The following is a 25,432-nucleotide window of genomic DNA, read 5'->3' on the forward strand; positions in this document are numbered from 1 at the left end:
CAGTTCATCTCTTTGTATGTCTATGAGTGATACCACATCGGTACATACCCAAACACCTAGTTTAGCTTGTCAGCCAAAACCTGACGCTAACCCCCTGTCAGCGGCGCCTAAGGCTTATGGGCAATTATCCGGCTTTGTTTTAACCCGGCAAATACAGGAAAGTATTCATGGTATACAGCTAGTATTTTGGCTACAAACCGATAATGGCCCGGTAAAATTGGAAGTTGACGGGCAACAACCGGTGTTTTTTGTCGAAAGCCAATATGCTTTAGATGCGATAAAAATCCTCAATCGACACAATGTTCAGCATAAGTGCCAACAACTTGGCCTTACCACCTATAACCATAACAAAGTTAATGGTTTTTATTTTCAGCGACTCAGTCAGTTTTATGTGGCGAGGGACCGTTTAAAAGACCAGGGCATTAAAGTATACGAGGATGATGTTCGTCCTGATGACCGTTTTTTAATGGAACGGTTTATCTATGGTTCGATAACGTTTACTGGCACTGCAAACGAGACTTCACAACCGTTAAAACATCCGACATGTCCGTCATCAACCTTCCATCATATTCAAAAAGGCCGCGCGAAATCTGGGGTCTATACACCAAACCTGAGTATGTTGTCGCTGGACGTAGAATGTTCTTTTGGCGGCGAATTATATTCTATTGGCTTTTACCAGGAGACACGCCAGACGGTGATCATGATTGGTTCTCCGGAACCGGGAGCGAAAGATTACATTGTCTGGGTTGAGGATGAAAAGGCGTTGTTAGACGCGGCGATTACGCTGATTAATGACTGGGATCCGGATACCATCATTGGCTGGAATGTCATTGGCTTTGATATGCGTCTGTTGCAAAAACGATGCGATTTACACAATATCTCCTTTGCCATAGGTCGCGATGGTTCGATTACCCAATGGCGCCAGAATCGCCTGTCGCCGGAGCAGCATTTTGTCATGATAGCAGGTCGGGTCACCCTTGACGGTATCGACCTGTTAAAAACCGCGACCTATAACTTTCCCAGTTTTTCATTAGAAAATGTCGCTCAGACATTACTTGGTGTGGGTAAAGAAATCGATGATGTTGATAATCGTGGCAAAGAAATCACCCGTAAATTTCATGAAGATAAAAAGGCGCTTGCGACCTACAACTTAATGGATTGTAAATTGGTTTGGGATATTTTTATCAAAACCCAATTGCTTGAATTTGCGGTTTTGCGATCAACCTTGACCGGCTTAGAGTTGGATCGGGTAGGCGGCAGTGTCGCAGCATTTACCAATTTATATTTGCCCAAATTACACCGAGCTGGTTTTGTCGCGCCAAATCTTGGTGATGGTGAGCGAGATCTCGTGTCGCCGGGTGGTTATGTGATGGATTCTATTCCCGGCTTGTATAAAAATGTGTTGGTTCTGGATTTTAAAAGCCTGTACCCCAGTATTATTCGTACCTTTAAAATTGACCCTATGGGGATGGTTATTGGTTTGCAAAGCGTTGAGTCTGATCCGGATTCGGTGATCCCTGGTTATGACGGCGCCAGCTTTAGTCGTGAACAGCATTTTCTGCCGCAAATCATCGAATCCTTATGGGCCGAGCGCGACAAAGCTAAAGCGCAAAAAAATGCGCCTTTGTCGCAGGCAATAAAAATCATTATGAATTCGTTTTATGGGGTTTTAGGCTCCAGTGGTTGTCGTTTTTTCGACCCGAGATTGTCAGGCTCGATTACCAAACGTTCGCATGATTTATTGAAAACCACCCAGACCTGGATAGACGAGTTAGGCTACAAAGTGATTTATGGCGATACCGACTCGATTTTTGTCAGTATTGGCGAAGAGCATGATGATGAGCAAGCGCAGGCCATAGGTAAAACGTTAATGCACTTGATTAACGACCGCTGGCAAAAAAAGTTGGCCGATGACTATAAAATTGACAGTGCATTAGAAATAGAATTTGAAACCCATTTTCATACGTTTTTGATGCCAACCGTACGTGGCACCGATATCGGAACTAAAAAACGCTATGCCGGTTTGGTGGGACGCAAGGACAAAGAACAATTAGTCTTTAAAGGTCTGGAAAGTGTTCGTACGGATTGGACCGAATTAGCCAAGAGCTTTCAGCAAACCCTTTATCTCAAGGTGTTTCATAATGAACCCGTAGACGAATATATTCTGCAAATGGTTAACGACACCATGGCGGGTAAATTTGATCACATGCTTACATATCGCAAACGCTTGCGTCGAAAACTTGACGAGTACCAGAAAAATGTACCACCCCATGTAAAAGCGGCTCGCCATGCCGACGATATTTATCAATCGATGAATCAACCATTGCGCTATCAAAACAAAGGCTGGATTGAATACGTAATGACGGTAGCGGGCCCGCAGACACTGGAACATCAACAAGCAGCGATTGATTATCAACTTTACATTGACAGACAGCTGGCAGCCATCGCTGATGGTATTTTGCCGTTTATTGGCAAAGACTTTGCCAGCATCTGCGATCAGCAGATGCTGTTGTTTTAAGGATTAATTCCTCGAGATATCTTCGATATTTGAAGGGGAAGGTTTTGTCCATGTATGATCTGTATGCCGAAAATGCAAGTCGTTGCAGGGGAGTAACTTATTAGAGCCATGCATGGGCAATTGCCGAGAGCTTATTTTTTAGTGGATGACGGAAGTTGGAAGTTGAAAGGTGGAAGGCGGAAGGTGAAACTAGCTTCCGTTGCGCCATGACTAATATCATCTTTATCGTCATAGCGGTCACACCAATACGTCATACTGGCCATTTCAATACGTGATACTGTCCACTCCAATACGCCATACCGGCCACTTCAATAGGTCATACAGGTCACTTCAAAACGTCATAGCGGTCACTCCATTACGTCATACAGGTAACTTCAATAGGTCATACCGTTCGCTCCATTACTTCATACCGGCAACTTCAATAAGTCAAACCAGTGATTTCATTACGTCATACCGGCGCAGGCCGGTATCTTTCTCTGAACTTTAAGATTCCGGATCAAGTCCGGAATGACGGGCTGTGGTTTACCAGAATAAGATCTTGGTTTTTTCTGGAATGACGGCTTCGGACTTTGTTTGGAGTCAGGGCTTAAGGTTATGTTAGTAACCAAGTCGGTGTTTCTCTTCAATAGGTCATACCGGCAACTTCAATAAGTCAAACCAGTGATTCCATTACGTAATACCGGCGTAGGCCGGTATCTTTCTCTGAACTTTAAGATTCCGGATCAAGTCCAGAATGACGGGCTGTGGTTTGCCAGAAAAAGATCTTGGTTTTTTCTGGAATGACGGCTTCGCGCTTTGTTTGGAGTCAGGGCTTACGGTTATGTTAGTAATCAAGTCTTTGTTTCTCTTCGATGCGTCATACAGGTCACTCCATTACGTCACACAGGTAACTTCAATACGTCATAGCGGTCACTCCATTACGTCATACAGGTAACTTCAATACGTTATACCGGTCACTCCATTACGTCATACCGGCAAGTTCAATAAGTCAAACCAGTGATTTCATTACGTCATACCGGCGTAGGCCGGTATCTCAAACCTAAACATCACTAGAACAAAAAAATTACGGCAATTCCGTATTTGTCTGAAAAACTTCGTGTAATTTCCTTACAGTTACCGTATTCTAAAATTATGTTTAGATGGCTAGATAGCTAAATTAATTCGTGTTAGTAGCTAGTTAAAAGCCAGTAGTAATCAATGGATACAATGTCGCAATGAAGAAAAATACCGCAATTGTAAATGCCGGGCGCAAGAAAAAATGGACACAAGGTGTGATTAATCCACCTGTATTTCGGGCATCCACTATCGTGTTCGACAGCGTCCTTGAGATGAAAAAGGCCACCGCAAAACGCGCGGAACAAGAAATGTTCTATGGTCGTCGTGGCACCCCGACAACGTTTGCGTTTCAAGATGCTATGACTGAATTAGAAGGCGGAGCCGGTTGTTATGTGTACCCTTGTGGAACAGCCGCTATTACGAGCGCCATTTTATCTTTCGTGAAAACGGGCGACCATGTGTTAATGGTCGACACCGCTTATGAACCCACTCGAGATTTTTGTGAAAAGACTCTTGCGGGTCTGGGCATTGACGTGACGTTTTACGATCCCATGATTGGTCGTAATATCGAAACATTAATTCAAACCAATACCACCGTCATTTTCCTTGAGTCGCCAGGTTCATTAACCATGGAAGTACAGGATGTTCCGGGGATTTGTGATGTAGCTCATGCTCAGGAGCATGATATCACCGTTATATTAGACAATACCTGGGCGTCACCGGTGTTGTTTAAACCGTTCGAACATGGTGTCGATGTTTCTGTGCAGGCGGCGACTAAGTATATTGTCGGTCACAGTGATGCCATGTTAGGAACGGCAACGGCAAATGAAAAGTGCTGGCCAACGTTGCGAGAAAATTCATACCTCTTAGGTCAGTGTGCTTCTCCCGATGATATCTATCTTGCCATGCGGGGGATCCGAACCTTAGGGGTTCGCTTAAAACAGCACCAAACCAGCGCGTTGCAAATCGCTGAGTGGCTGGCGAAGCGCGAAGAGGTCGACTGTGTCTTGCACCCGGCATTTGAGAATCATCCTGGTCACGAGTATTTCAAGCGAGATTTTCATGGCAGCAATGGTTTATTTTCATTCGTATTAAAAGATTCAAACCCTGAGGCACTAACCGCTATGCTTGATGGTATGAGCCATTTTAAGATGGGGTTTTCCTGGGGCGGCTACGAAAGTCTGATCCTGGCAAATTCTAACGTTGGCAAAATGCGCAGCGCAACCACCTGGCCGTTTGCAAAACCTCTGGTACGTTTGCATATTGGTCTGGAAGACGTGGACGATTTATTGGAAGATCTGGAAAAAGGCTTCGAGCGCCTGAATGCCCATCTGTAACTGACGCTTAAGGTTTTAGGTAAAAGGTTTCTGGTAAAAGGTTTAAGTATGGCAATAACCGCGAAACAGATTGAAACAGATGTAGTAGCCTTGGGCGATCCAGAGATCGCTCAACATTCAAAGCGCTTCTTTAAAACTGGCAAAGGCGAATACGGAGAAGGGGATGTCTTTGTTGGTATTCGCGTACCAAGCTTAAGAAAACTCGTCCCTAAACTCAAGGAGATAGAGCTGGAAGAATTAGGTAAATTACAGCAATGCCAGTATCACGAAATCCGATTGTTAGCGCTTTTCATTCTGGTGAAGAAGTATCAATTAGCCAAAACTGAAACAGCACAAAAGCGGTTGGTAGATTTTTACCTCAACCACCTTGCCTGGGTGAATAACTGGGATCTCGTCGATAGCTCTGCGCATCATATTCTTGGTCATTACTTGTTAAATCATGACAAGTCCATGCTTTATAAACTTGCCCTGTCTGATGATTTATGGACTCGTCGGGTTGCAATGATCACGACCTTTCGATTTATCAAACACAATCAATTTGAACCCACTTTAAAACTCGCAACTATGCTCATCAATGATAAGGAGGATCTGATGCACAAAGCCTGTGGCTGGATGCTAAGAGAAATCTTTCGACAAGACAGGCAAGTACTGGATACGTACTTAAAAAATCATTACCAGCAAATGCCAAGAACCATGCTGCGCTATGCGATTGAAAAGCACGAACCTGAGGTTCGTAAGATGTATTTGCAAGGATTGATTTAAAAATCCATGGGGTCAGAGTCAATTATCAAAAGACAAAGCCCCAGAAAAACAATATATTATCTATGATTCAGGCATGACTCTGTCCCCATTAGAATAACAATTACTGGAAAATAAGATGCTAAAAAATACCGCATTTACGTTATCGATTTTCATCATTGTTGCAATTGCTTTGGCATTCCCCGACGCATTTACACAAGTGGGAGACTACAAACTGACCGGCCTTATTGTGCCACTGTTGATGATCATTATGTTTGGTATGGGGACCTCAGTTGGTGTTGCGGATTTTGTTCGTGTCGCCAAAATGCCTAAAAGTATTGGCGTTGGGTTAATCTGTCAGTATTCCATCATGCCTTTTATCGGCATGTCGTTAGCAACACTCTCAGGTATGCCACCGGAAATAGCGGCGGGTATTATCCTAGTTGGTTGCGCACCAGGTGGCCTTGCGTCAAACGTGATGGCTTATATATCTGGCGCGAATTTAGCGCTATCTTTGTCATTAACGGCATTCTCAACGCTGCTAGCACCGTTTGCGACACCACTTCTGATGTCTTGGTTAGCGGGCGAACACATCCCGATTGATGCCGTAGCCATGTTCTGGAGTATCACTAAAATAGTAATTTTACCTGTTGTTGCGGGTCTGGTATTTAATCACTTCCTACACGGTAAATTTTCATTCGTTGATAAAGCGATGCCGATCGTTTCAATGGTCGGTATCGTGGTGATCATTGCCGTGATCACTGCCGCTGGTCGCGATAACCTGATCACCTTAGGTTTTGCTCTAATTGGTATCGTTGTTTTACAAAACGTTCTTGGATTAGCATTGGGTTATTTGGTTGCCAAGTTAATCCGTATGGACGAAGCGTCGGCTCGAGCCATCGCGTTTGAAGTTGGTATGCAAAACTCTGGCTTGGCCTCCGGTATCGCGGTAGAAATGGGCCGTGTAGCAACGATGGGGATTGCACCTGCGGTATTTGGCCCGATGATGAACATCAATGGCTCAATTCTCGCCTCTTTCTGGCGCAAATCTGCCGATAAGCACCGTCCGCTAGATATGGGTACTGAGTCATTAGAGCGATCATAAAAGGTTGATAAAACCAGAAAAAGTGATTGTTCGATATCGATGTGCGTTAATCTGCACTTGTTTCGAAACAAACCTGTTATAGTTATTCTTATTGCATAGAAATCAGGTGGTTAACTTCGATGAGTCAACAGATTTTACTGTATGGGTACAGCAGTATCACGATTGTTGTAACACTATTCGTTGTTATTATTGTTTTAAATGAAATCGGTTTTAGGATTGGCCGGTATGTGCAATCTCGAACCGATAGCGAAGCCAAGTCTCTGACCGGATCCATTCAGGCGAGTATTCTTGGTTTGCTGGCATTGTTGCTAGGTTTCACGTTTAGTATGTCAATGCAACGGTTTGATAGCCGAAGCCTTGCGTTAATTGATGAGGCAAACGCAATAGGCACCGCAATATTACGAGTTCAGCTTTTACCCTCTGATTATCGAAATGAAGCAAAAGAACTACTCAATGAATACGTTAGACTTAGAGTAGAAATTGGAAGACTTGATTTAACGAAGAAAACAGAGCGTTTGTCCTATAACCAAGAGATATCAAGCTTACAAAAACAGCTATGGTCTTTAGCCATTAAAGCAACCGCTGAAGATCCTCGGCCGGTCACGACTGGCGCTTTTGTAAGTTCTTTAAATCAGTTAATTGATAGTCAGGGTAAACGCAATGCTTTATTACAAATGCAGGTTCCCGAAGTTGTAGTGATACTATTATTTGTGGCGTTTATTTCGTCAGGAGGAATAATGGGATATTCAGCTGGTTTAAGTGGTACCCGAATGTTGGCTCCGATTGTTTTAGTATCCATATTAATAGCTTTAATTGTATTTATCATTATTGACTTAGACCGACCCAAACGAGGGCTGATCAAAGTTAATCAAAGTGTGATGTTCGATCTGCTCAACAAGGGAGCTAAAGGCTAATCCTAAGGGGCCAGGGTCGGTGCTGAAAATGTGATTGGCATCGCCTTTGAATGACCTCATTAGAATATTACTTGAAAACCACCTTAAATAAGCCAAAAAATAGTCTCAAAGCCATTGAAATCATTTGTTAAATTGACATTCATTACCTTAGTGCTAGGCATCGCTGCTTTTTACATAGTGTTACTGGTGAAACCTGCAATTACGCTCGTCAATAGTTCGGGCTTTGAGTTAATCCAAACGAGTGTTAAATTACCGTCTAATCGTTTAAATTTTGGTGTGTTAGGCAATGAGCACAACAATACCTTGTATTATGATTTGGCACAGCCCAAAGATGGAGTTTATCAATACCATTTTGTGTTGGAGGAAGGAAGAGTATTGCAAGGTGAATGCGGTTATGTGACTAACAATGAAGTTCACAAACGCCTGATGATAACGGTACATCGAAGTTTTGTAACCTGCGTTCGCTAACAGGCAAAGGGTTTGAGGGGAGCAGGGCAACCGGACATAATCGACAAGATAACACTGATTTTAACGGCCTATAATCTTAAACTCCTTATGATTTAAAAGTCCCATGATTTAAAAGTCCCATGATTTTAAAGTCCTAACATTAAAACCATTGACCTTAGCCGCCGGGCTTTTGATGGTCCAATCATTTATGCCATGTACGTCATATTACCCTTAGTGACGGTGATCAGATTCAGCTTCGTCAGTTTAATGCGGCGTAAAGGTGTATCGATTACGTAGCGCACAACACGTATCGTCTAAACTACATTATAAAAATCAAAGCCGTACAGTCATTATCCATATCCGCAATTATTGCTATCGTGCGGATTTTCCTGGTTATCAGGCTTGCAATACTTTCTTAACTAAGCTGCAACGCAGCTAAAAAACATCTCAACTTTTACTATTTTGTTCGTCGACTATACTTGCATGTATTCACTTGCTTCGTGATGTCAGCTCGACGGTTTTATCATTATTTGCAAACTTTGGAGACATTGTGTCGGCAATACGTATTCGAAATGCTGGAATTGAAGACAGTGGATTGATCTTGCAATACATTACCGAGCTTGCTCGCTATGAAAAGGCCGAAGAAGAGGTACAAGCCTGCGAAGAAACCATCAAAGCGTCGCTGTTTGGTCCAGGCTCCGTCACTCGCGCATTAATTTGCGAGTATGACAACAAACCTATCGGTTTTGCTGTGTATTTTTTTAACTACTCAACCAGGTTGGCTAAGCAAGGGTTGTATTTGGAAGATCTTTACATCACTCCGCATTATCGCGGCCATGGCGCTGGCAAGGCTTTGCTAAAACATTTAGCAAGGGTAGCGCTAGATAACAATTGTGGCCGATTTGAGTGGAGCGTGCTGGATTGGAACAAGCCTGCCATCGACTTTTATGATGGCATTGGAGCGAAACCACAAAATGAGTGGATCGGTTACCGGCTTACAGGTAAGGCGTTACTTGAGCTAGCACAATAATGTATCCGTAATGAGTTAATGAGTTGTATGCAGTCCATGAAAGGATTATCGGGGCGTTATCCGTTTTGATGTTTCAGACGTTTTTCAGTAACCACATCGAAATTGTTGCGTCCAAATTATAAAAGGAGGCTTACATGCGGTTTATTAGTAAAAATTCGTTTTTTATATTCTTGTCCCTTATTGCTTTCGTTTTGTTCGTCCCTACTGCGTCAATGGCAGTAGAAGTGTCTTCTACAAATTCACTCGCATCTGTTTTACATCAAACTACCGGCAAATGGCGTGGTGAATTGTATTATCTCGATTATCAAAGTGGCCAACGCTTCTCAATTCCGATGACGGTGGAAGCCAGTCTTAGCGCGGATCAGGAAACTCTTATCCGTCAGGTGACTTTTACGGACCCTGAAAACCTTGTATATGCTACGCAACTACTGACCTTAAATGAGCAGGAAAATCGTCTTGCCGAAGCGTATTTTAAGGATAATCAGGGAGAAAGCTTGAATTATGACATTACCAAAATTCAAATTTCTGATGCGCAACACTGGCGTGTTGAATTTCAAAATGAAACCTTAGATGACGAGCGTTCAGCCTTGGTTTTGCACTATTTAGAACGCAAAGGAAATAAATTGTATTCCCAGAAAAAAGTTAAGTATCTGGATGAATTTGACGGCAAGTTTATTGTTCGAAATGGCAGTAAACTCACGTTGATGGAGCACTAGTCTAGCAGGCAAAGGCAAAATGGGATTTAGCGCTAGCGAGAAGGTTTGTAAAATTATTGAAACAAAAGCTGACGCATAATTTCTCATCCGTTACACTCATTGGAGCATTTAACCTTGGTTTTTATTATGCAAGTGTTTTCTTAGTGTTTTATTGCAATTAGCGTGTTTAAAATCGCCAATAAAATGGGGTTAAAAGGTTTTCGGGTCGAAGTGTAGAGGTAGCCTCTTGTACAAATTTGTTTCTTTGTTCGCACTGGCATTTTTTGGATTAGTGCTTTGGGTCATTTATTTGGCGAATATTGGACATAGCAATGCGTTATTTCAATGGGTGGCGCAAACCCCACATGGTGACAAAATCGGACACCTGTTTATCTTTGGATTTCTCACGCTGGTTACCAATGCCTCATTAAAATTTAAAACCGTTAACCTTGGTAAACTCAATGTCTATCTCGGGACCCTGTTAGTGAGCATATTCGTGTTGGCTGAAGAGTTCAGCCAGGGATTTTTGCCGACAAGAAATATGGATATTCAGGATGTTATTGCAGATGCCATCGGTATCATTATATTTACCGGCCTTTCACATATTATCGCTACACGAATTCAACGCCAATCTATAGCGGTGCCACAAGAGTTATAAACCGATAACCTGATCGTTTGATTCCATACTCTGTATTTCGAAAAATGCCTTGATTTAACAGTAGGTTTGAAGATAATTAGGGACCCGTTCAATTCAAAATGGCGTCATCAAGACAACTCACCGTATCTACCAATCACGTTGCACAGCGCTGTATGATGTTGTTCGGTGCTGTTCTGTGTTGTTCTGTGTTGTTCTGTTCTGTGTTGTCACCGCCTTTATCTAAACTAATGTTGTTTGGAATCAGCAGACCATCCAGGCAATGAACCCGATAAAAAAGGAGTTTTCATGGTTACCGTTTATGGCGACAGTGTTTCCGGAAATTGTTATAAGATCCAATTGCTGGCTGCTTTACTCGCAATCCCAATGAAATGGGTAGAGGTAAATATTCTAAACGGCGATACGCAAACCCCAGAATTTTTAGAGAAAAATCCATTCGGTAAAATTCCCATATTGGAAACGTCTACGGGCGACATTATCAGCGAGTCGAATGCGATACTGCATTACTTAGCCGATCAGCACAACATCACCGGCAAAGACCCGTTGACTAAAGCGAAAGTGCTGCAATGGCAATTCTTTGAGCAGTATTCCCATGAACCCTATATCGCGGTAGCACGTTTTATTAATTTGTACTTGGGACTGCCCGCAGATCGCTTAGAGGAATATCAACAAAAGCAGGAGGGAGGTAACCGGGCACTTGCTAGCATGGACCTTGCGTTAACAACGTCTCCTTATTTAGTCGGTGATGAACTCACCTTAGCGGACGTTTCGCTGTATGCCTATACCCATGTGGCCGATCAAGGGGGCTTTGATTTAAATCGATATCCGGCAATTTTGGCCTGGATAAATCGTATTGAAAGCTTGCCAAACTATCAGCCCATGCAATGTGGCACTGAATCAAAAAGTTAGTGTTAAAGCGTGTGTAGTTGACGAAAGTCGCTGAACAATGATTGGCTAAAGTGAGCAACCAAAATGCAAGCTTTTCTTGGATACACTAAGCTGAATGTGATCGATCAGTTTATTGAAATCGTTAACCAGTGAGAATGTAATCATGAACGTCGAACCCCATATACAACAGTTGGACGCCATCCTGGATCATTATCAAGAAATGATTGGCGATGATTTTTTAGGTTATCGCAATCATGTATATCGTATGGTGCACTTTTGTCTGGCGTTGCAAACTTTGAGCGAGGAGGAAAAACGCGAAATATATATTGCCGCAGCCTTTCATGATATCGGTATTTGGGTTGAAGATACGGTAGACTATATACCGCCATCGATACAACCTGCCATGGATTACCTGGAAGAAAATGATCTGCAGGACTGGCAGGATGAAATAGGCTTGATGATTAGCGAACACCATAAAATACGTGAATATACGGATAAATCGTTGCCCTTAGTCGAGATTTTTCGAAGAGGGGACTTGGTGGACTTTTCATTTGGATTATTTCGATTTGGCATTGATAAATCTTATATAGAAACCGTTCGCACAGCATTTCCTAATGCGGATTTTCACAAGGGATTAGCAAAAAGGGCAGGTAAATGGTTCTTAAAACACCCTTTGAATCCTGCACCTATGATGAAGTGGTAAGTCATCAAGGATGAAAGCGAGCGATGGGTATTGTTCGGCAATAGGTAATAGGAACTTTTGTAAATTTAAATGTCAAAGTAATGACGCGTAGTTTGCATGATTGAAGTCACGTAGTAAGGAGTTAACGAGTCAGGTATGAATCAAGCACCGAGAAAAACGAATAATCAAGATCAAGAAAACTTTATCTTAAGCTTTTTCAAAATGGAAACATCCGGCGGGATCATTTTGATTCTCGCGGCTGTGTTGGCGATGGTATTTGCCAATACGGAATTAAGAATTTATTACGATTTGCTTCTCAGCACCCCTGTTGCTGTGATTGTAGGCCCATTAGAAGTGGCGAAACCGTTACTGCTATGGATCAACGACGGTCTTATGGCGGTATTTTTCTTTCTCGTTGGCCTGGAATTAAAACGGGAACTTATTGAAGGTGAATTAAGCGACCGGCGTAATATTATCCTTCCTGGCGTGGGTGCGATAGGGGGCATGCTCGTCCCCGCATTGGTTTATGTATATTTCAATTATGACGACCCTATGTTACGCCAGGGCTGGGCAATTCCTGCAGCAACAGATATCGCTTTTGCTCTGGGGGTACTAAGCCTATTGGGTTCAAGGGTACCGAGTAGCGTAAAAGTATTTTTAACATCGTTGGCGATATTTGATGATATCGGCGCGATTATTATTATCGCTATGTTTTACACCGACGACATTTCCTTTGTCAGTCTGGTGGTTGTTGCCTGTTGTATTCCCATTCTTTACCTATTCAATCGATCTAAAGTCGAAGCTCGCAGCCTGTATATGATGGTAGGTCTGATCATGTGGGTGGCGCTATTAAAATCTGGAGTCCACGCCACCTTATCTGGTGTGTTGGTCGCCTTGTTTATTCCACTAACTTCCGCAACCCGGAAAAACTTTTCGCCATTAAAGAGTCTTGAGCATGACTTACATTCAGTTGTCGCCTTTTTTGTGTTGCCGGTTTTCGCCTTTGCAAACGCGGGGATAAACCTAACTGGGGTTGGCACTGAGCAATTGATGCACAGTGTTCCTTTAGGGATTGCGTTAGGATTATTTATAGGTAAACAGGTCGGAATATTCGGTTTGTGCTACCTTGCCATTAAAATTGGATGGACGCGTTTACCAACAGGTATGAACTACAGAGCTCTGTATGGTACAGCGGCACTCTGTGGTATTGGTTTTACAATGAGTTTGTTTATCGGTTCATTAACTTTTGAAATGGGGGGGATGGATAAATTGTTTGACGAACGTATAGGTATTATCGTCGGTTCATTGCTAAGTGGCATCGTCGGCTTTATCGTGCTGCGTATGTCATTAAAGCCACAACAAACCTCTGGAAGTTAGTTTTAAGATTGGTCTGAATAAAAACGGGATCTGATAGATCCCGTTTTTTTGTACAAACGTTCATTGTGCTAACGTGCACTGAATTAAGGTATGGCGAACAGCCGTTTATCCGATTAACTATTACTTATCTGATTGTTCGTTCAGTAGATGAAATATTTCTTTAGCAATGTCGGTATTGTCCTGATAGCCATGAAACATTATGGCGCCAGGTCCAGTGGCATATACCGGAACATCAACGCCAGTATGTCCGCCCGTTGTCCATCCAGTATGGGTTTTCTGATCAAACAAGGATCTAACCGCCATATATACACCTTTTTCATTATCGGGGGTCGTAAGGTCAATATACTCTTTGTCGGTCAGTTCAAAGCCTAACTGCTGTTCAACGTCGGCTTTTGCCAATTTGTCATCAACAATGGCGGTCGCGATCGTTCTAGGACTTTGTTTTAGGTTTTTTAACCAGGTACCCTGCCATTTATATTCACCATCGCGGCCGATGCTCACACCACCGGTATTATGATCAGCGGTTAATATAATCAAGGTATCTTTTGTTTGCTCGGCATATTGTTCCAGGAATAACATGGTGGCCGCCAAATCTTCCATTTCAGCCATGGCATAGGCGATATCGTTAGCATGTCCGGCCCAATCCACCTGACTTGCTTCAATAACCAGCATAAATCCGTGCTTGTCATTTTCCAATTGACTAATGGCAGCTTTGCTCATGGTTAATAAAGGCGAATCAGTTTCGGAGTCTAATACCGATGGTAAAGCGATTTCCGCCAACAGGCTTAAAACATTGGTTGTTTGGCCGGGCTCAAGGCTTTGCAATTGTGCAAACGAATCGATGTAACGATAACCAGAATCGGTAAACTCATTCACTAAATTTCTATCTTCTCGGATAAAGTAGTTGGTACCGCCACCGATGATGACATCTGCAACAAGTTTGTCTTCGATGCGGTTGTCATAAAAATCATCGGCGATCTCGTCATAATTGCGACGACTTTCATTTTTTGCAATGTACGAAGCCGGCGTGGCATGGACGATTTGCGACGTTGCAACCAACCCCGTTCGCTTGCCTTGAATCTTCGCATATTCTAATACCGTTAACAGCGGCGCTTTATTGATATCTACGCCGATAGCGCCATTATAGGTTTTCACCCCGGTTGCCAATGCGGTTGCGCTTGCAGCGGAGTCCGTCACATAACCAGAAGATTTGTGTGGGTAGGTTGCTGATGTTCCAACCCTTAATCGGTCGAAAACGGTAGGCTCGACAATATTGGTATCCGGATCGTCTTTGAAATTACGATATAACACCGGATAGACCGGCCCCATGCCGTCAGCGATAACCATAATGACATTTTTTGGGGGCGTTGGAATCGGTGCTTGTTTTTGTTCAGGTTGCTGCGCTGTCGCATTCATTATTGGTGCCAATAACATGGCGGTAATGAATGCGTTTAATGTCGCTGGTTTCATTGCTCTCATAGAAATCCTTAATTATTTTTCTGTTGTTAGGGTCAATATTTAGCGTCTAAATCGTCTGACCCGTGGCCCAGCTCACTAAGAAGGCTTGATAACAGGCCGCTGGCGCCAAATCGAAAGGTTTGTTTACGCAAATAATCGTTGCCCAGTTTGTCTGCCGCGATTTGTAGATAACCGATAGCATCGTCTAAGGTACGAACACCACCGGCGGCTTTAAAACCAACTTTAGGATTGAGTACGGCAATTACGTCTAACATTGTTTGTGCTGCACTAAGGGTTGCGTTTACATCGACCTTACCGGTTGAGGTTTTGATAAAGTCTGCACCGGCATTGATGGCAATTTCGCTGGCCTTTTGGATAAGTGTTGAATCTTTTAAAACGCCAGATTCAATGATAACTTTGAGCACTACCTCATTACCACAAACCGATTTGACCTGTTCTACCATCGCCTTTGGGGTATCTGTGTTGCCCTGCATCAATGCTTGATAAGGAAGCACTAAGTCGACTTCATCGGCACCGTATTCAATAACCTGGTTGGTCTGACTGACAATCATATCAATCTGGCCATTACCTGAAGGGAAGTTAACTACGGTTGCGACATCTATTGACGTGTTCGCGAGTTGCGACTTTGCCTGGCGGATAAATTGCGGATAAATGCATATCGCTGCAGTATTGGCTTCGCTACTCTGTGCTTGCTGGCACAATCGATCAATGACGTCAGGTGTATCATCGTCATTTAAACTGGTTAAGTCCATTAAACGAATGGCAAGTCTGGCTGCATCCCGACGGTCTTCAAACATACGACAGATCCTTACTTCTGGGTTAAAACGTTCATTCAACGGCTACTGTAATGAGATAAATACGCCGGCGATCGCAGCACTCATCATATTGGCTAAACTCGCGGCTAATACAGCTTTGAGACCGAGTTTGGCAATGTCTGGTCGACGGTTCGGCGCAAGTGAACCAATACCACCAAGTAATATCGCAATCGACGATAAGTTGGCAAAACCGCAAAGTGCAAACGTGACTATCGCTTGCGTACCGGCGCTTAGGCTATCTTTATTGGCAATAAAATCCACGTAGGCGACAAATTCGTTAACGATAATTTTTTGCCCCAGAAAGCTTCCGGCAATGTTAGCTTCAGACCATGGCACGCCGAGAATATAGGCAACTGGCTGGAATAAATAGCCCAGGATCAATTGCAACGATAGTTGGTCAAAGCCAAATAAGCCGCCAACCCAGCCAAGCAGGCCGTTTAGCAAAGCAATCAAGGCCACAAATGCCATTAACATGGCACCAACGTTCAACGCCAGTTGCAGGCCTTTTGCCGCACCATTTGCCGCAGCATCGATAACGTTAACACTGTCGTCATGCTGGTCTTTATGAGTTAAATCGTCGAGGTCATTTTTAGGTTCTTCGGTCTCAGGTAAGATTAACTTTGCCATTAACAAACCGCCAGGTGCTGCCATAAAGCTGGCTGCAATCAGGTATTTAAGCTCAACACCCAATCCTGCGTAGCCGGCCAGAGTTGCACCAGCAACCGAAGCTAGTCCGCCAACCATGACTGCGAATAATTCGGAACGGGTCATGGTGGGTAAGAAAGGCTTCACAACCAAAGGCGCCTCGGTCTGACCAACAAAGATATTGGCGGTGGCCGATAAGGATTCAGGGCGAGACGTTTTTAAGAACTTTTGTAGTGCGCCACCAATGACTTTAACCACCTTGTCCATGATGCCAAGATAATACAGTACGGAGATAAGCGAAGAGAAGAAAACGATAATGGGCAGGACTCTGACTGCAAAGACAAAACCAACACCATTGTCAAACATGGCATCGGTGCCAAGTCCGCCAAACAGAAAATTTATGCCGTCTTTACCGTAGCCGATGACATTATTGACCGCGTTAGTGACGGATTCGAGTGCATCTCTACCCCAGGGAACATAGAGAACCAGTGCACCTAAGGCGATCTGAATCGATAACGCACCGAGTACCGTGCGCCATTTTATGTGCTTTTTGTCCCTGCATACGAGATAGGCAACTGCCAATAATATCAGAATGCCGGCCAATGCTCTTAAGGTTGTAAAATCCATGGGTTACCTTTTTATGTCTGCAACGTCTCTTGCTTGTTAGTTTTCTTTTACCAATTCGCGGATCTTGGCTTTGATTAACTCTAAAGCGCGACGATTACGCCCGCCTCGAGTAATCACAATGTCTGCGTGGTTTCTGGATGGTTCTATGTATTGAAAGTACATGGGGCGAACCGTTAAATGATATTGATTGTGAACGGATTCAAAATCTCGGCCACGCTCTTGTAAATCTCGTTTGATACGGCGCAATAGACAGATGTCTAATGGTGTATCCATGTATATATTAATATCAAATCGCTTTCTTAATTCGGCGCAGGTAAACAGCATGATGCCTTCAACCAGCACGACTTTCGCCGGTTTAACCCGAAGGGTATTTTCTTTGCTACGGGTGTGCTGTTTATAATCGTACACGGGCACATCGATTTCCTGGCCTTGGCTTAGCTTGGTCAGATGGTCACGTAATAGGTCATGTTCAAAAGCGTCAGGATGGTCGTAATTGGTTTTTATTCTTTCATCGAAGGGAAGGTGGTCCTGGCATCGATAGTAGGAGTCTTCGTTGATGATGGTCATGCTGTCGTGGCCTAATTCACCAATTAACTCGTTATAGATCGTTTTCGCAAACAAAGACTTGCCGGAAGCGGACGCTCCAACAACGGCGATGATGGTAAGATGGTTAATAGACAAAATACGACAACAATCTTAAATTGAATGCAAATAGTATCGCTTATTTTGCCCTAAAAACTAGCAAAATGTTAATAAATTATATGCTTAGCTAATGATTATCTAACCATTTTTTGGCCGTTCGCTGGCTTATTAACCGATTAGCGTGGTATAGACTGGCTCTGACTTACATTACGTTGCCATTAACATTACTATACTGACTATATTATGTTGTGATTCTGGAATATGTTATGGCTCGTGCGTTGATTTTGGTTGTAGATGGCTTTGGTATTGGTGCTGCACCGGATGCCGAATCTTTTGGCGATGTCGGAGCGAATACGTTTGCCAATTTAGCGGATAAGTTTTTACAAACACAAGGGCGTGCTCTGGCATTACCTCATCTTGGACAAATGGGGCTGTTTGAAGCAGCAAAAGCTGCAGGCGGGACTTCACTGTCGGTGCAACCGCAAACCGCAACCTCGGGTGCCTATGCCCATGCCGCTGAAATTTCTTCCGGAAAAGATACGCCAAGTGGGCACTGGGAAATGATGGGGGTACCGGTGTTGTTTGACTGGGGCTATTTTCTTGATAAAACCGATTCGTTTCCTCAGTCTCTACTCGAACAAATTTCAATCCGTACCGGCATTGAAGGTGGGTTGGGGAATTGTCATGCGTCTGGCACAACGATTATTGCTCAACTTGGCGAGCAACACATGCAAACCGGTATTCCGATCCTGTATACCTCGGCAGACAGTGTATTGCAGGTTGCCGCACACGAAAAAACCTTCGGTTTAGACAATCTTTATCGTTATTGTGAACAGGTTCGTGAACTTTTGGATGATTTAGACCTGAATATTGGACGGGTTATCGCGCGTCCATTTGTTGGTGACGATGCAAGCAATTTTCAACGTACCGGGAATCGACGGGACTACTCCATTTTGCCGCCGAGCCCAACGGTGTTGGATGCCATATGCGATAACGGCGGAACGGTCATTAGCGTGGGTAAAATCGCCGATATATACGCGCACCAGGGGATTAGCCGTAAAGTAAAAGCAACCGGGTTAGACGAGTTAATTGATGCTTCATTGGTCGAGTTTGATAATGCCCAGAATAATACCCTGGTGTTTTCCAATCTGGTAAATTTTGATCAGGATTATGGACATCGCCGTGATCCTATCGGATATGGGCAGGCTTTAGAATATTTTGATACGCGTTTACCTGAAATATTTTCACGTCTAAAGGACGACGATTACCTCTTTTTAATCGCTGATCATGGTTGTGATCCCACCTGGCCGGGTAGTGACCATACCCGAGAGTTTGTGCCGATTCTGGCTTGGAAACCGAATATGAAAAGCATTGATTTAGGACAAAGAAATACCTTTGCCGATCTCGGTGCAACGGTGGCTGACATTTTTGCTTTACAGCCACCGGTATATGGAACTTCGTTTAAATCCCTGTTAACGTCATAAAAAGTTAACGATTTGCAGTGAAATCGGTTATCATTTGTAACTGATTGTAAAGTCGTCAATCGCCCGAAATAAACAATAAAAAGCGGGTTGAAATTAATGTCACAGGGAGACAACCATGAAAACCTTCAAACCTAGTACTCTGTCAATGAGTATTAATGGCGCGATATTATCTGTTGCTGCACTTGCAGCCAGTCCAGCACTTGCAGAGGAAGAGACTCAACAAATCGATTCTTCGAAACTGGAAGTTATTGAAGTTACAGCTCGTAAGCGAGTGGAAAACGTTCAAGAAGTTCCGGTTGCAGTAACCGCCGTTCAAGGCGATCAATTAGAAGCAATTTCATCGGCGGCGATGGATATTCGTTTCTTAAACGCTCGAGTTCCTTCGTTAAGCGTTGAATCATCATTTGGACGTACCTTCCCACGTTTTTATATGCGTGGCCTTGGTAACTCTGACTTTGATTTAAATGCATCACAACCTGTTTCATTGGTCGTTGACGACGTTGTTCAAGAAAACCCAATCTTAAAAGGCTTTCCAGTATTTGACGTTGAACGTGTAGAAGTGCTTGGTGGTCCTCAAGGTACTCTGTTTGGAAGAAACACGCCTGCGGGCTTGGTTAAGTTTGATTCGGTTAAGCCGTCTCAAGACTTCGATGGATTTGTCTCTTTGTCTTACGGCAGCAAATCAACAAGTGATTTCAGAGCCGCTGTTGGTGGTGGTTTAACGGATAATCTATCTGCACGTGTTTCCGTATTACGTCAGGATAGAGATAACTATATTGACAATAAAGCGCCAGGTTTTGAACAAAATGACGTTTTAGGTGGTTATACCGATCAAGCTGCGCGTATCCAGTTTTTATACGAAGGCGATGCCTTTACCGCATTGTTTAACTACCATATGCGTGATTTGGATGGTAAGCCGGTAACGTTTTATGCTAATGCCTTTAAACCTGGTTCAAATGAGTTAGGTGGCGAAGGCTGGGAAGGCCGAGACACGGTTTGGCATGATTCAGCATCACGCGCGACTCAGCAGGTTGAAACTGAAGGCGCTAGCTTAAAGTTAGAATTTGACCTGGGTGACTACACCTTAACGTCAATCACCGGTTATGAAAGTGCGGAATTATATTCACGTGCTGATGTTGATGGTGGATATGGTGCTGTTTATGCACCAACTATGGGCCCAGGTGTTATTACTCTGGATTCAGAAACCGCTGATGGCATCCCTGATCATCAACAAATTACTCAGGAAATTCGTTTATCGAGTAATCTTGACGGCGCGTTCAACTATCAGGTTGGTGCCTTCTATTTCAATGAAGATCTAACCATTGAAAGTTTTGCATTTGATCCATTATTTAGTAATGGTGCTCAAACTGGTTACGTAATTCAGGAACAAGAAACAACAGCATGGGCGGTATTCGGCTCGTTTGATTATGACTTCTCTGATGCAACGTCTGCAACCTTTGGTATTCGTTACTCAGATGACGAAAAAGATTACACCAACCAAAGAACAAAATCGCCATTAGCCTGGTTAGGCTTCCCGGATGAAGTCAGTGGTTCGGTAAACCCTAGTGACACCCATGTTAGCTGGGACATCAGTGTTAGCCATAAACTAACTAGCGATGTAAACCTCTATGCTCGTGTAGCAGATACGTTCAGAGCGCCGAGTGTGCAAGGACGTTCACTATTCGCTTTTGACGACGGTATTTCCGTTGCGGATTCTGAAACCATCATCTCTTATGAGACGGGTGTAAAATCGAACATTTTAGATGGCAGTGGTCGTCTGAATGCATCGGTATTTTACTTTACCATGGATGATCAACAATTAACGTCAGTGGGTGGCGATAGCAACACTGCACGTTTGTTGAATGCAGAAGAAACTGTAGGTTACGGTTTTGAAGTCGATTCTGAGTTTATGTTAACTGAAAACTTTGCGATTACAGCAAGTGTAAGTTACAACAAAACGGAATTGAATGATGCATCATTATCGGTACCGGTTTGTGCTTTGTGTACCGTAACCGATCCATTAAATGGCGACGGTCAGGCGATTGTTGATGGTAATAGCTTACCACATGCGCCAGAGTGGATTTATACCTTTACCGCACGATACGCGATTGAACTTGGCGATGGTGAACTTTACGCATATACCGATTGGTCATATCGTGATGACATCAGCTTCTTCTTGTATGAATCGAAAGAGTTTACTGGCAAGTCGTTGCTAGAAGGTGGCGCTCGTGTTGGTTACGGTTGGGAAACCGATGCTCAAGAGTATGACGTGTCGCTATTTGTTAGAAACATGACAGACGAGCAACAAGCTATCGGTGCTGTAGACTTTACCAATAACACTGCAATCGTCAATGAAGAACGATTTGTTGGTGCTGAGTTTAAAGTTAGCTTCTTCTAAGAGCTAATTTTATTAGCATTAAAAAAGCCAACCGTTCGGTTGGCTTTTTTGTATCTGCTTTCTATCAAGGGAGCAGAGTTGTTGATATATACTCTGACCTGATGTTAGTCGCTATAACCCCAAGGTGCCGCAGGTGGCGTCACAGGCTTAGTTAAATCGAAATCAACGCGAAATTCCCGTCCTTGTCGAATCAATCGATAGGTAAACGTATCCGGATAGATAAACATTTGCCAGGTGTTGCCGTTCGATTGAGGGATCCCCTGTTCAACAAACAATTCTTTTGAATATTGATCCGCTGGAAAAGACTGAGCTTGAGGCCAACCAGCATCGACAGTATGGCCACCATACATAGTAGATTTATCGTTGCTGCCGTCCTGGTGGCGATGATCGTGCTTTAATTGTAAACCTGAACCAGTTTTAGTGATTAACCAGGTTCGCGATGCGTCATCACCAACATGAAAGGGCACTTGTAACTGACGATCGTTACATTTGCGAACATGCATGACAAGTTCTTTTCCTGCAAATCCACCACCGTCTGAGTTATCAACACTAATCTTGCCAGCATACGCTTTCCCGCAGTGACTCTTTATTGCGGCAAAAAACGCGTCGTGCGATTTGATTGATACTAATGGTGCTTCTGATATCTGTGGTTCACCATTACTGCCTTGTGTGCTGGCGGCTAATGTCGGGGCCGATGCGGCCAGAGCCGCGGCAATCGCAGACGATAATAAAACGGTTTTAAACTTAGCCATTACAAAATACTTTCCAGAGTAATTTCCATCATATCTTTAAAGGTGGTTTGTCTTTCTTCAGACGTGGTTTGCTCACCGGTTTTGATATGATCACTAACCGTAAATACCGCTAATGCTTTCTTACCGTATTCAGCGGCAACTCCATAAAGTCCAGCGGCTTCCATTTCAACCGCCAAAATGCCCATCGCTTCCATTTTTGCGAACAGCTCAGGCTCTGGGGTATAGAATAGATCCGCTGTAAATACATTACCTACGTGCACAGGTTTACCTAAACGATCCGCTGCTTTAACCACATTATTGAGTAATTCATAATTGGCGATAGCGGCGAAATCATGTTGATTTAAACGCGAACGGTTTACTTTTGAATCTGTACAAGCCCCCATACCAATGATCACATCGCGTAATTTAACGTCATCACGCACAGAACCGCAGCTACCAATGCGAATGATGCTTTCCACGCCATAGTCTTTATACAATTCGGTGGCGTATATCGAAATCGATGGGATACCCATGCCTGATCCCATGACGGAAATTGGCTTGCCCTTATAGGTGCCGGTATATCCGAGCATGTTTCTAACCTGAGTGACACACTTTGCGTCATCGAGGAAGTTCTCAGCGATATATTTAGCGCGTAACGGATCGCCAGGCATTAAAACGGTACTGGCAAAGTCATTGGATTTTGCTTCGATATGTGGAGTTGCCATAGTTTGCTTCTCTTATGGGTAGTTCAATGTTGGTTAATCAGAAATCTGATTCATTAATTTATGCTGCTTTAACGACTGTTTTTCAGTATCACTGATAAACGCTGCCTGCAAAGCATTCTCTTGAATTTTTGTTAACTGTGCGTTGCTAAAACCTAATAGGTTCTTTGCCAGCTCATATTCATGGGCAAGTTCAATACCCTCGACCGCAGGATCATCGGTATTTAAGGTTACCAGTAAGCCCTGCTGTTCAAATTGTTTGATGGGGTGCTGAATTAAGTTGGCCACCGTACCTGTTTGATAATTTGACGTCAGGCAAGATTCAATGGCAATTTGTTGTTTTGCCAGATAGTCCATTAAGGATGGATCTTCGATACTTTTTACCCCATGACCTATGCGTTGGGCACCCAAGTGTTTAATTGCGTTCCAGACACTATTCGGTCCATCCGCTTCACCGGCATGCACGGTAATTTGTAAATGACTGGCGCGAGCCTGATTAAAATGCTCGACAAACTTTTCCGCTGGCTGATTGAGTTCATCGCCAGCGAGGTCGATGGCGACCAGATCCCGCTGATGCGCGAGTAGACCATCTAATTCTTCCTGGCAGGCTTCAGTGCCAAATGTACGACTTAATATGCCAATCAAATTGGCTTTTACGTCAAAGTCCTTACATCCTTGTTTTACGCCATTAACAACGGCTTCAACGACGTCTGGTATGTTTAACTGGTGATTCATCGCCATGTAATACGGGGAAAACCGCAGTTCGGCATAATCAATGCCGGCTATTTTTAAATCTTCGGCATTTTCGTAACCAATTCGATAGCAGTCATCAAGCGACTTTAACACCTTGACGCCCCAGTCCAACTTGCCGAGAAATTCCATCAAATCGCTGGCTTTATCGGTGATCGTGACATGAGGAACAAACGCCTCGAAGTCATCAACGGGTAGGGCTATACCATGGTGTTGTGCTAATTCCCAAATGGTTTTGGGGCGGATATTACCATCTAGATGACGGTGAAGGTCGATTAGGGGAATGGATGTATTAACCATTTTCTTTCGCTTTTAACGGGGTGAAGGCAAATAAGCTATTCTCTATTAGGCCAGACCGATTGCACAATCGCTCATTGTACTTTGCCAGATCCTGACGTTAGCCAAAGCCCATATAATGCCTGTTAGTTTAACCCATCCTGACGGGAATTTAATATTTATTTAACCTAAGGTTAAATTCTGGTTGGAATCGAGCATAAACATTGCTAGATTTGTCGATTCGCTTTAAGAGTAATTACTCTTATTGTTCAGTTCCACTGGTGCGGGTGTTAGCGACTAAATTTCATTTATCCAAAACCCGGCATTTAATTACAAGTTATCGACACATAAGGGAAGTATTCATGTTTCATCAAACCGACGATGTAAGAATTAACGACATCAAAGATCTGTTACCTCCGGTTGCGCTGTTAGAGCGTTATCGTGCAAGTGAAAAGGTATCACAAACGGTTTTTGATGGGCGTGAAGCGATTCATAATATGTTAGCCGATAAAGACGATCGTTTGCTGGTGGTTATTGGACCTTGTTCGATTCATGATCCCGATGCCGCTTTGGAATATGGTAAACGCCTGGAAAAGCTTCGTCGTAAGTATGCGGACAAGCTCGAGATTGTCATGCGAGTTTATTTTGAAAAACCACGCACTACCGTAGGTTGGAAAGGGTTAATCAATGACCCTTATCTGGATGGCAGCTTTCATATCAATGACGGATTACGCCTTGGACGTAAACTTTTGCTCGATTTAAACGCCTTAGGCTTGCCGACAGCCGGCGAGTATCTTGACATGATCACTCCACAATATATGGCGGATCTTATGTGTTGGGGAGCGATTGGTGCCCGCACCACTGAATCTCAGGTACACCGAGAACTGGCTAGCGGTTTATCTTGCCCGGTTGGCTTTAAAAATGGAACGGATGGCACCATTCGAATTGCTATCGATGCAATAGGTGCTGCCAGTGCACCACATCATTTTCTGTCGGTTACTAAACTTGGCCACAGTGCTATCGTGGAAACGAAAGGCAATAAAGACTGCCACATTATTTTGCGTGGCGGCAAAGAGCCAAATTATGAAGAGAAATTTGTCAGTGATATTGGAGCTCAGTTAAAGGCCGCCAATTTACCCGACAAAATCATGATTGATTTCTCTCACGCCAATTCGAAAAAGCAGTATAAAAATCAATTACTGGTGTGTGACGATGTTTGCCAGCAAATTGTTGACGGAAATCGTTCAATCTTTGGTGTCATGGTTGAGAGTCACCTAGTGGAAGGTCGCCAGGATCTGGTCAATAATAAAGCCCAGACGTTTGGACAAAGTATCACCGATGCCTGCATCGGCTGGCATGACACTGAAGTGTTAATCGATAAACTGGCGAAAGCTGTCAGTACCCGTTTATAAGGCGAAACA

General features: G+C 43.5%; 22 protein-coding genes. 15 read left to right on the forward strand and 7 right to left on the reverse strand.

The features are described from left to right. The first annotated feature begins 22 nt into the window (after positions 1-22). The 12 genes from ACHUFQ_RS04355 to nhaA all read left to right on the forward strand — a co-directional run bounded on the left by ACHUFQ_RS04355 (position 23) and on the right by nhaA (position 13,442). Positions 23-2,518, forward strand: coding sequence for a DNA polymerase II (locus ACHUFQ_RS04355; protein ID WP_394173337.1), 2,496 nt, complete (start codon positions 23-25; stop codon positions 2,516-2,518). Between the two features lie 1,214 nt (positions 2,519-3,732). After that, the gene (locus ACHUFQ_RS04360) at positions 3,733-4,911 is read left to right on the forward strand and encodes a cystathionine beta-lyase (RefSeq protein WP_394173339.1); all 1,179 of its coding nucleotides are present in this window, start codon (positions 3,733-3,735) and stop codon (positions 4,909-4,911) included. Positions 4,912-4,959: 48 nt separating this feature from the next. Then, positions 4,960-5,673: a DNA alkylation repair protein gene (locus tag ACHUFQ_RS04365; protein WP_394173341.1), complete on the forward strand. Its 714-nt coding sequence runs from the start codon at positions 4,960-4,962 to the stop codon at positions 5,671-5,673. Positions 5,674-5,788: 115 nt separating this feature from the next. Then, a complete protein-coding gene (locus ACHUFQ_RS04370; protein WP_394173343.1) occupies positions 5,789-6,754 on the forward strand; it encodes a bile acid:sodium symporter family protein in 966 nt (321 codons plus the stop codon). A 119-nt stretch (positions 6,755-6,873) separates the two neighbouring features. After that, on the forward strand, positions 6,874-7,668 hold the full coding sequence (locus ACHUFQ_RS04375) for a bestrophin-like domain (RefSeq protein ID WP_394173345.1): 795 nt from the start codon (positions 6,874-6,876) through the stop codon (positions 7,666-7,668). A gap of 114 nt (positions 7,669-7,782) precedes the next feature. Then, complete coding sequence (locus ACHUFQ_RS04380) at positions 7,783-8,136, forward strand: hypothetical protein (RefSeq protein WP_394173347.1); 354 nt, start codon at positions 7,783-7,785, stop codon at positions 8,134-8,136. Positions 8,137-8,662: 526 nt separating this feature from the next. Further along, positions 8,663-9,145 (forward strand): GNAT family N-acetyltransferase, encoded by a 483-nt coding sequence (locus tag ACHUFQ_RS04385; RefSeq protein WP_394173409.1) that lies wholly within the window; start codon positions 8,663-8,665, stop codon positions 9,143-9,145. A 134-nt stretch (positions 9,146-9,279) separates the two neighbouring features. Next, complete coding sequence (locus ACHUFQ_RS04390; RefSeq protein WP_394173349.1) at positions 9,280-9,861, forward strand: hypothetical protein; 582 nt, start codon at positions 9,280-9,282, stop codon at positions 9,859-9,861. Between the two features lie 226 nt (positions 9,862-10,087). Further along, positions 10,088-10,498, forward strand: coding sequence for a VanZ family protein (locus ACHUFQ_RS04395; RefSeq protein WP_394173351.1), 411 nt, complete (start codon positions 10,088-10,090; stop codon positions 10,496-10,498). Between the two features lie 285 nt (positions 10,499-10,783). After that, the gene (locus ACHUFQ_RS04400; protein WP_394173353.1) at positions 10,784-11,404 is read left to right on the forward strand and encodes a glutathione S-transferase family protein; all 621 of its coding nucleotides are present in this window, start codon (positions 10,784-10,786) and stop codon (positions 11,402-11,404) included. 142 nt (positions 11,405-11,546) lie between these two features. Continuing rightward, positions 11,547-12,086, forward strand: a complete 540-nt coding sequence (locus ACHUFQ_RS04405; protein WP_394173355.1) for a hypothetical protein — start codon at positions 11,547-11,549, stop codon at positions 12,084-12,086. Between the two features lie 135 nt (positions 12,087-12,221). Then, complete coding sequence (nhaA, locus tag ACHUFQ_RS04410) at positions 12,222-13,442, forward strand: Na+/H+ antiporter NhaA (protein ID WP_394173357.1); 1,221 nt, start codon at positions 12,222-12,224, stop codon at positions 13,440-13,442. Between the two features lie 120 nt (positions 13,443-13,562). Here nhaA and ACHUFQ_RS04415 read toward each other — a convergent pair whose 3' ends face one another. Genes ACHUFQ_RS04415 through udk form a run of 4 tightly spaced genes read right to left on the reverse strand, consistent with a single transcriptional unit; the run spans position 13,563 to position 17,683 of the window. Then, a complete protein-coding gene (locus ACHUFQ_RS04415) occupies positions 13,563-14,921 on the reverse strand; it encodes an alkaline phosphatase (protein WP_394173359.1) in 1,359 nt (452 codons plus the stop codon). Between the two features lie 32 nt (positions 14,922-14,953). Continuing rightward, positions 14,954-15,718, reverse strand: coding sequence for a deoxyribose-phosphate aldolase (gene deoC / locus ACHUFQ_RS04420; RefSeq protein WP_394173361.1), 765 nt, complete (start codon positions 15,716-15,718; stop codon positions 14,954-14,956). A gap of 42 nt (positions 15,719-15,760) precedes the next feature. After that, positions 15,761-17,008 carry a NupC/NupG family nucleoside CNT transporter gene (locus ACHUFQ_RS04425; protein ID WP_394173363.1) on the reverse strand — a complete coding sequence of 416 codons (1,248 nt, stop codon included), beginning with the start codon at positions 17,006-17,008 and terminating at the stop codon, positions 15,761-15,763. Positions 17,009-17,044: 36 nt separating this feature from the next. Next, on the reverse strand, positions 17,045-17,683 hold the full coding sequence (udk, locus tag ACHUFQ_RS04430; protein ID WP_394173411.1) for a uridine kinase: 639 nt from the start codon (positions 17,681-17,683) through the stop codon (positions 17,045-17,047). A gap of 233 nt (positions 17,684-17,916) precedes the next feature. Here udk and ACHUFQ_RS04435 point away from each other — a divergent pair, with 233 nt between their 5' ends. Together ACHUFQ_RS04435 and ACHUFQ_RS04440 are read left to right on the forward strand one after the other, a co-directional pair. After that, positions 17,917-19,134, forward strand: coding sequence for a phosphopentomutase (locus ACHUFQ_RS04435; RefSeq protein ID WP_394173365.1), 1,218 nt, complete (start codon positions 17,917-17,919; stop codon positions 19,132-19,134). Positions 19,135-19,249: 115 nt separating this feature from the next. Beyond that, a complete protein-coding gene (locus ACHUFQ_RS04440; RefSeq protein ID WP_394173367.1) occupies positions 19,250-21,532 on the forward strand; it encodes a TonB-dependent receptor in 2,283 nt (760 codons plus the stop codon). A 104-nt stretch (positions 21,533-21,636) separates the two neighbouring features. Here the strand turns inward: ACHUFQ_RS04440 and ACHUFQ_RS04445 are convergent, their stop codons facing one another. The 3 genes from ACHUFQ_RS04445 to add are packed head-to-tail and all read right to left on the reverse strand — an operon-like array spanning position 21,637 to position 24,035. Next, entirely contained in the window at positions 21,637-22,284 is a 648-nt protein-coding gene (locus ACHUFQ_RS04445; protein WP_394173369.1) for a hypothetical protein, read from the reverse strand. Further along, positions 22,284-22,988, reverse strand: coding sequence for a purine-nucleoside phosphorylase (deoD, locus tag ACHUFQ_RS04450; protein WP_394173371.1), 705 nt, complete (start codon positions 22,986-22,988; stop codon positions 22,284-22,286). Before deoD ends, ACHUFQ_RS04445 begins: the two co-directional genes overlap by 1 nt. A gap of 33 nt (positions 22,989-23,021) precedes the next feature. Beyond that, on the reverse strand, positions 23,022-24,035 hold the full coding sequence (gene add / locus ACHUFQ_RS04455; RefSeq protein WP_394173373.1) for an adenosine deaminase: 1,014 nt from the start codon (positions 24,033-24,035) through the stop codon (positions 23,022-23,024). Positions 24,036-24,373: 338 nt separating this feature from the next. On the opposite strand from add, the gene aroG reads away from it, so the two are divergent. Continuing rightward, the gene (gene aroG, locus ACHUFQ_RS04460) at positions 24,374-25,423 is read left to right on the forward strand and encodes a 3-deoxy-7-phosphoheptulonate synthase AroG (protein ID WP_394173375.1); all 1,050 of its coding nucleotides are present in this window, start codon (positions 24,374-24,376) and stop codon (positions 25,421-25,423) included. The last annotated feature ends 9 nt before the right edge of the window (positions 25,424-25,432 follow it).

It is taken from the genome of Thalassotalea litorea (assembly GCF_043642205.1).
GTDB lineage: Bacteria > Pseudomonadota > Gammaproteobacteria > Enterobacterales > Alteromonadaceae > Thalassotalea_A > Thalassotalea_A litorea.

Excerpts from the sequence above, each read along its gene's own strand:
- ACHUFQ_RS04365 (WP_394173341.1), top strand. The coding sequence starts at position 4,960 with ATGGCAATAACCGCGAAACAGATTGAAACAGATGTAGTAGCCTTGGGC.
- deoD (WP_394173371.1), bottom strand. The coding sequence starts at position 22,988 with ATGGCAACTCCACATATCGAAGCAAAATCCAATGACTTTGCCAGTACC.
- ACHUFQ_RS04445 (WP_394173369.1), bottom strand. The coding sequence starts at position 22,284 with ATGGCTAAGTTTAAAACCGTTTTATTATCGTCTGCGATTGCCGCGGCT.
- ACHUFQ_RS04355 (WP_394173337.1), top strand. The coding sequence starts at position 23 with ATGAGTGATACCACATCGGTACATACCCAAACACCTAGTTTAGCTTGT.
- ACHUFQ_RS04400 (WP_394173353.1), top strand. The coding sequence starts at position 10,784 with ATGGTTACCGTTTATGGCGACAGTGTTTCCGGAAATTGTTATAAGATC.
- ACHUFQ_RS04440 (WP_394173367.1), top strand. The coding sequence starts at position 19,250 with ATGAAAACCTTCAAACCTAGTACTCTGTCAATGAGTATTAATGGCGCG.
- deoC (WP_394173361.1), bottom strand. The coding sequence starts at position 15,718 with ATGTTTGAAGACCGTCGGGATGCAGCCAGACTTGCCATTCGTTTAATG.
- ACHUFQ_RS04425 (WP_394173363.1), bottom strand. The coding sequence starts at position 17,008 with ATGGATTTTACAACCTTAAGAGCATTGGCCGGCATTCTGATATTATTG.
- ACHUFQ_RS04375 (WP_394173345.1), top strand. The coding sequence starts at position 6,874 with ATGAGTCAACAGATTTTACTGTATGGGTACAGCAGTATCACGATTGTT.
- aroG (WP_394173375.1), top strand. The coding sequence starts at position 24,374 with ATGTTTCATCAAACCGACGATGTAAGAATTAACGACATCAAAGATCTG.
- ACHUFQ_RS04435 (WP_394173365.1), top strand. The coding sequence starts at position 17,917 with ATGGCTCGTGCGTTGATTTTGGTTGTAGATGGCTTTGGTATTGGTGCT.
- ACHUFQ_RS04405 (WP_394173355.1), top strand. The coding sequence starts at position 11,547 with ATGAACGTCGAACCCCATATACAACAGTTGGACGCCATCCTGGATCAT.
- ACHUFQ_RS04415 (WP_394173359.1), bottom strand. The coding sequence starts at position 14,921 with ATGAGAGCAATGAAACCAGCGACATTAAACGCATTCATTACCGCCATG.
- ACHUFQ_RS04370 (WP_394173343.1), top strand. The coding sequence starts at position 5,789 with ATGCTAAAAAATACCGCATTTACGTTATCGATTTTCATCATTGTTGCA.
- add (WP_394173373.1), bottom strand. The coding sequence starts at position 24,035 with ATGGTTAATACATCCATTCCCCTAATCGACCTTCACCGTCATCTAGAT.
- ACHUFQ_RS04390 (WP_394173349.1), top strand. The coding sequence starts at position 9,280 with ATGCGGTTTATTAGTAAAAATTCGTTTTTTATATTCTTGTCCCTTATT.
- nhaA (WP_394173357.1), top strand. The coding sequence starts at position 12,222 with ATGAATCAAGCACCGAGAAAAACGAATAATCAAGATCAAGAAAACTTT.
- ACHUFQ_RS04360 (WP_394173339.1), top strand. The coding sequence starts at position 3,733 with ATGAAGAAAAATACCGCAATTGTAAATGCCGGGCGCAAGAAAAAATGG.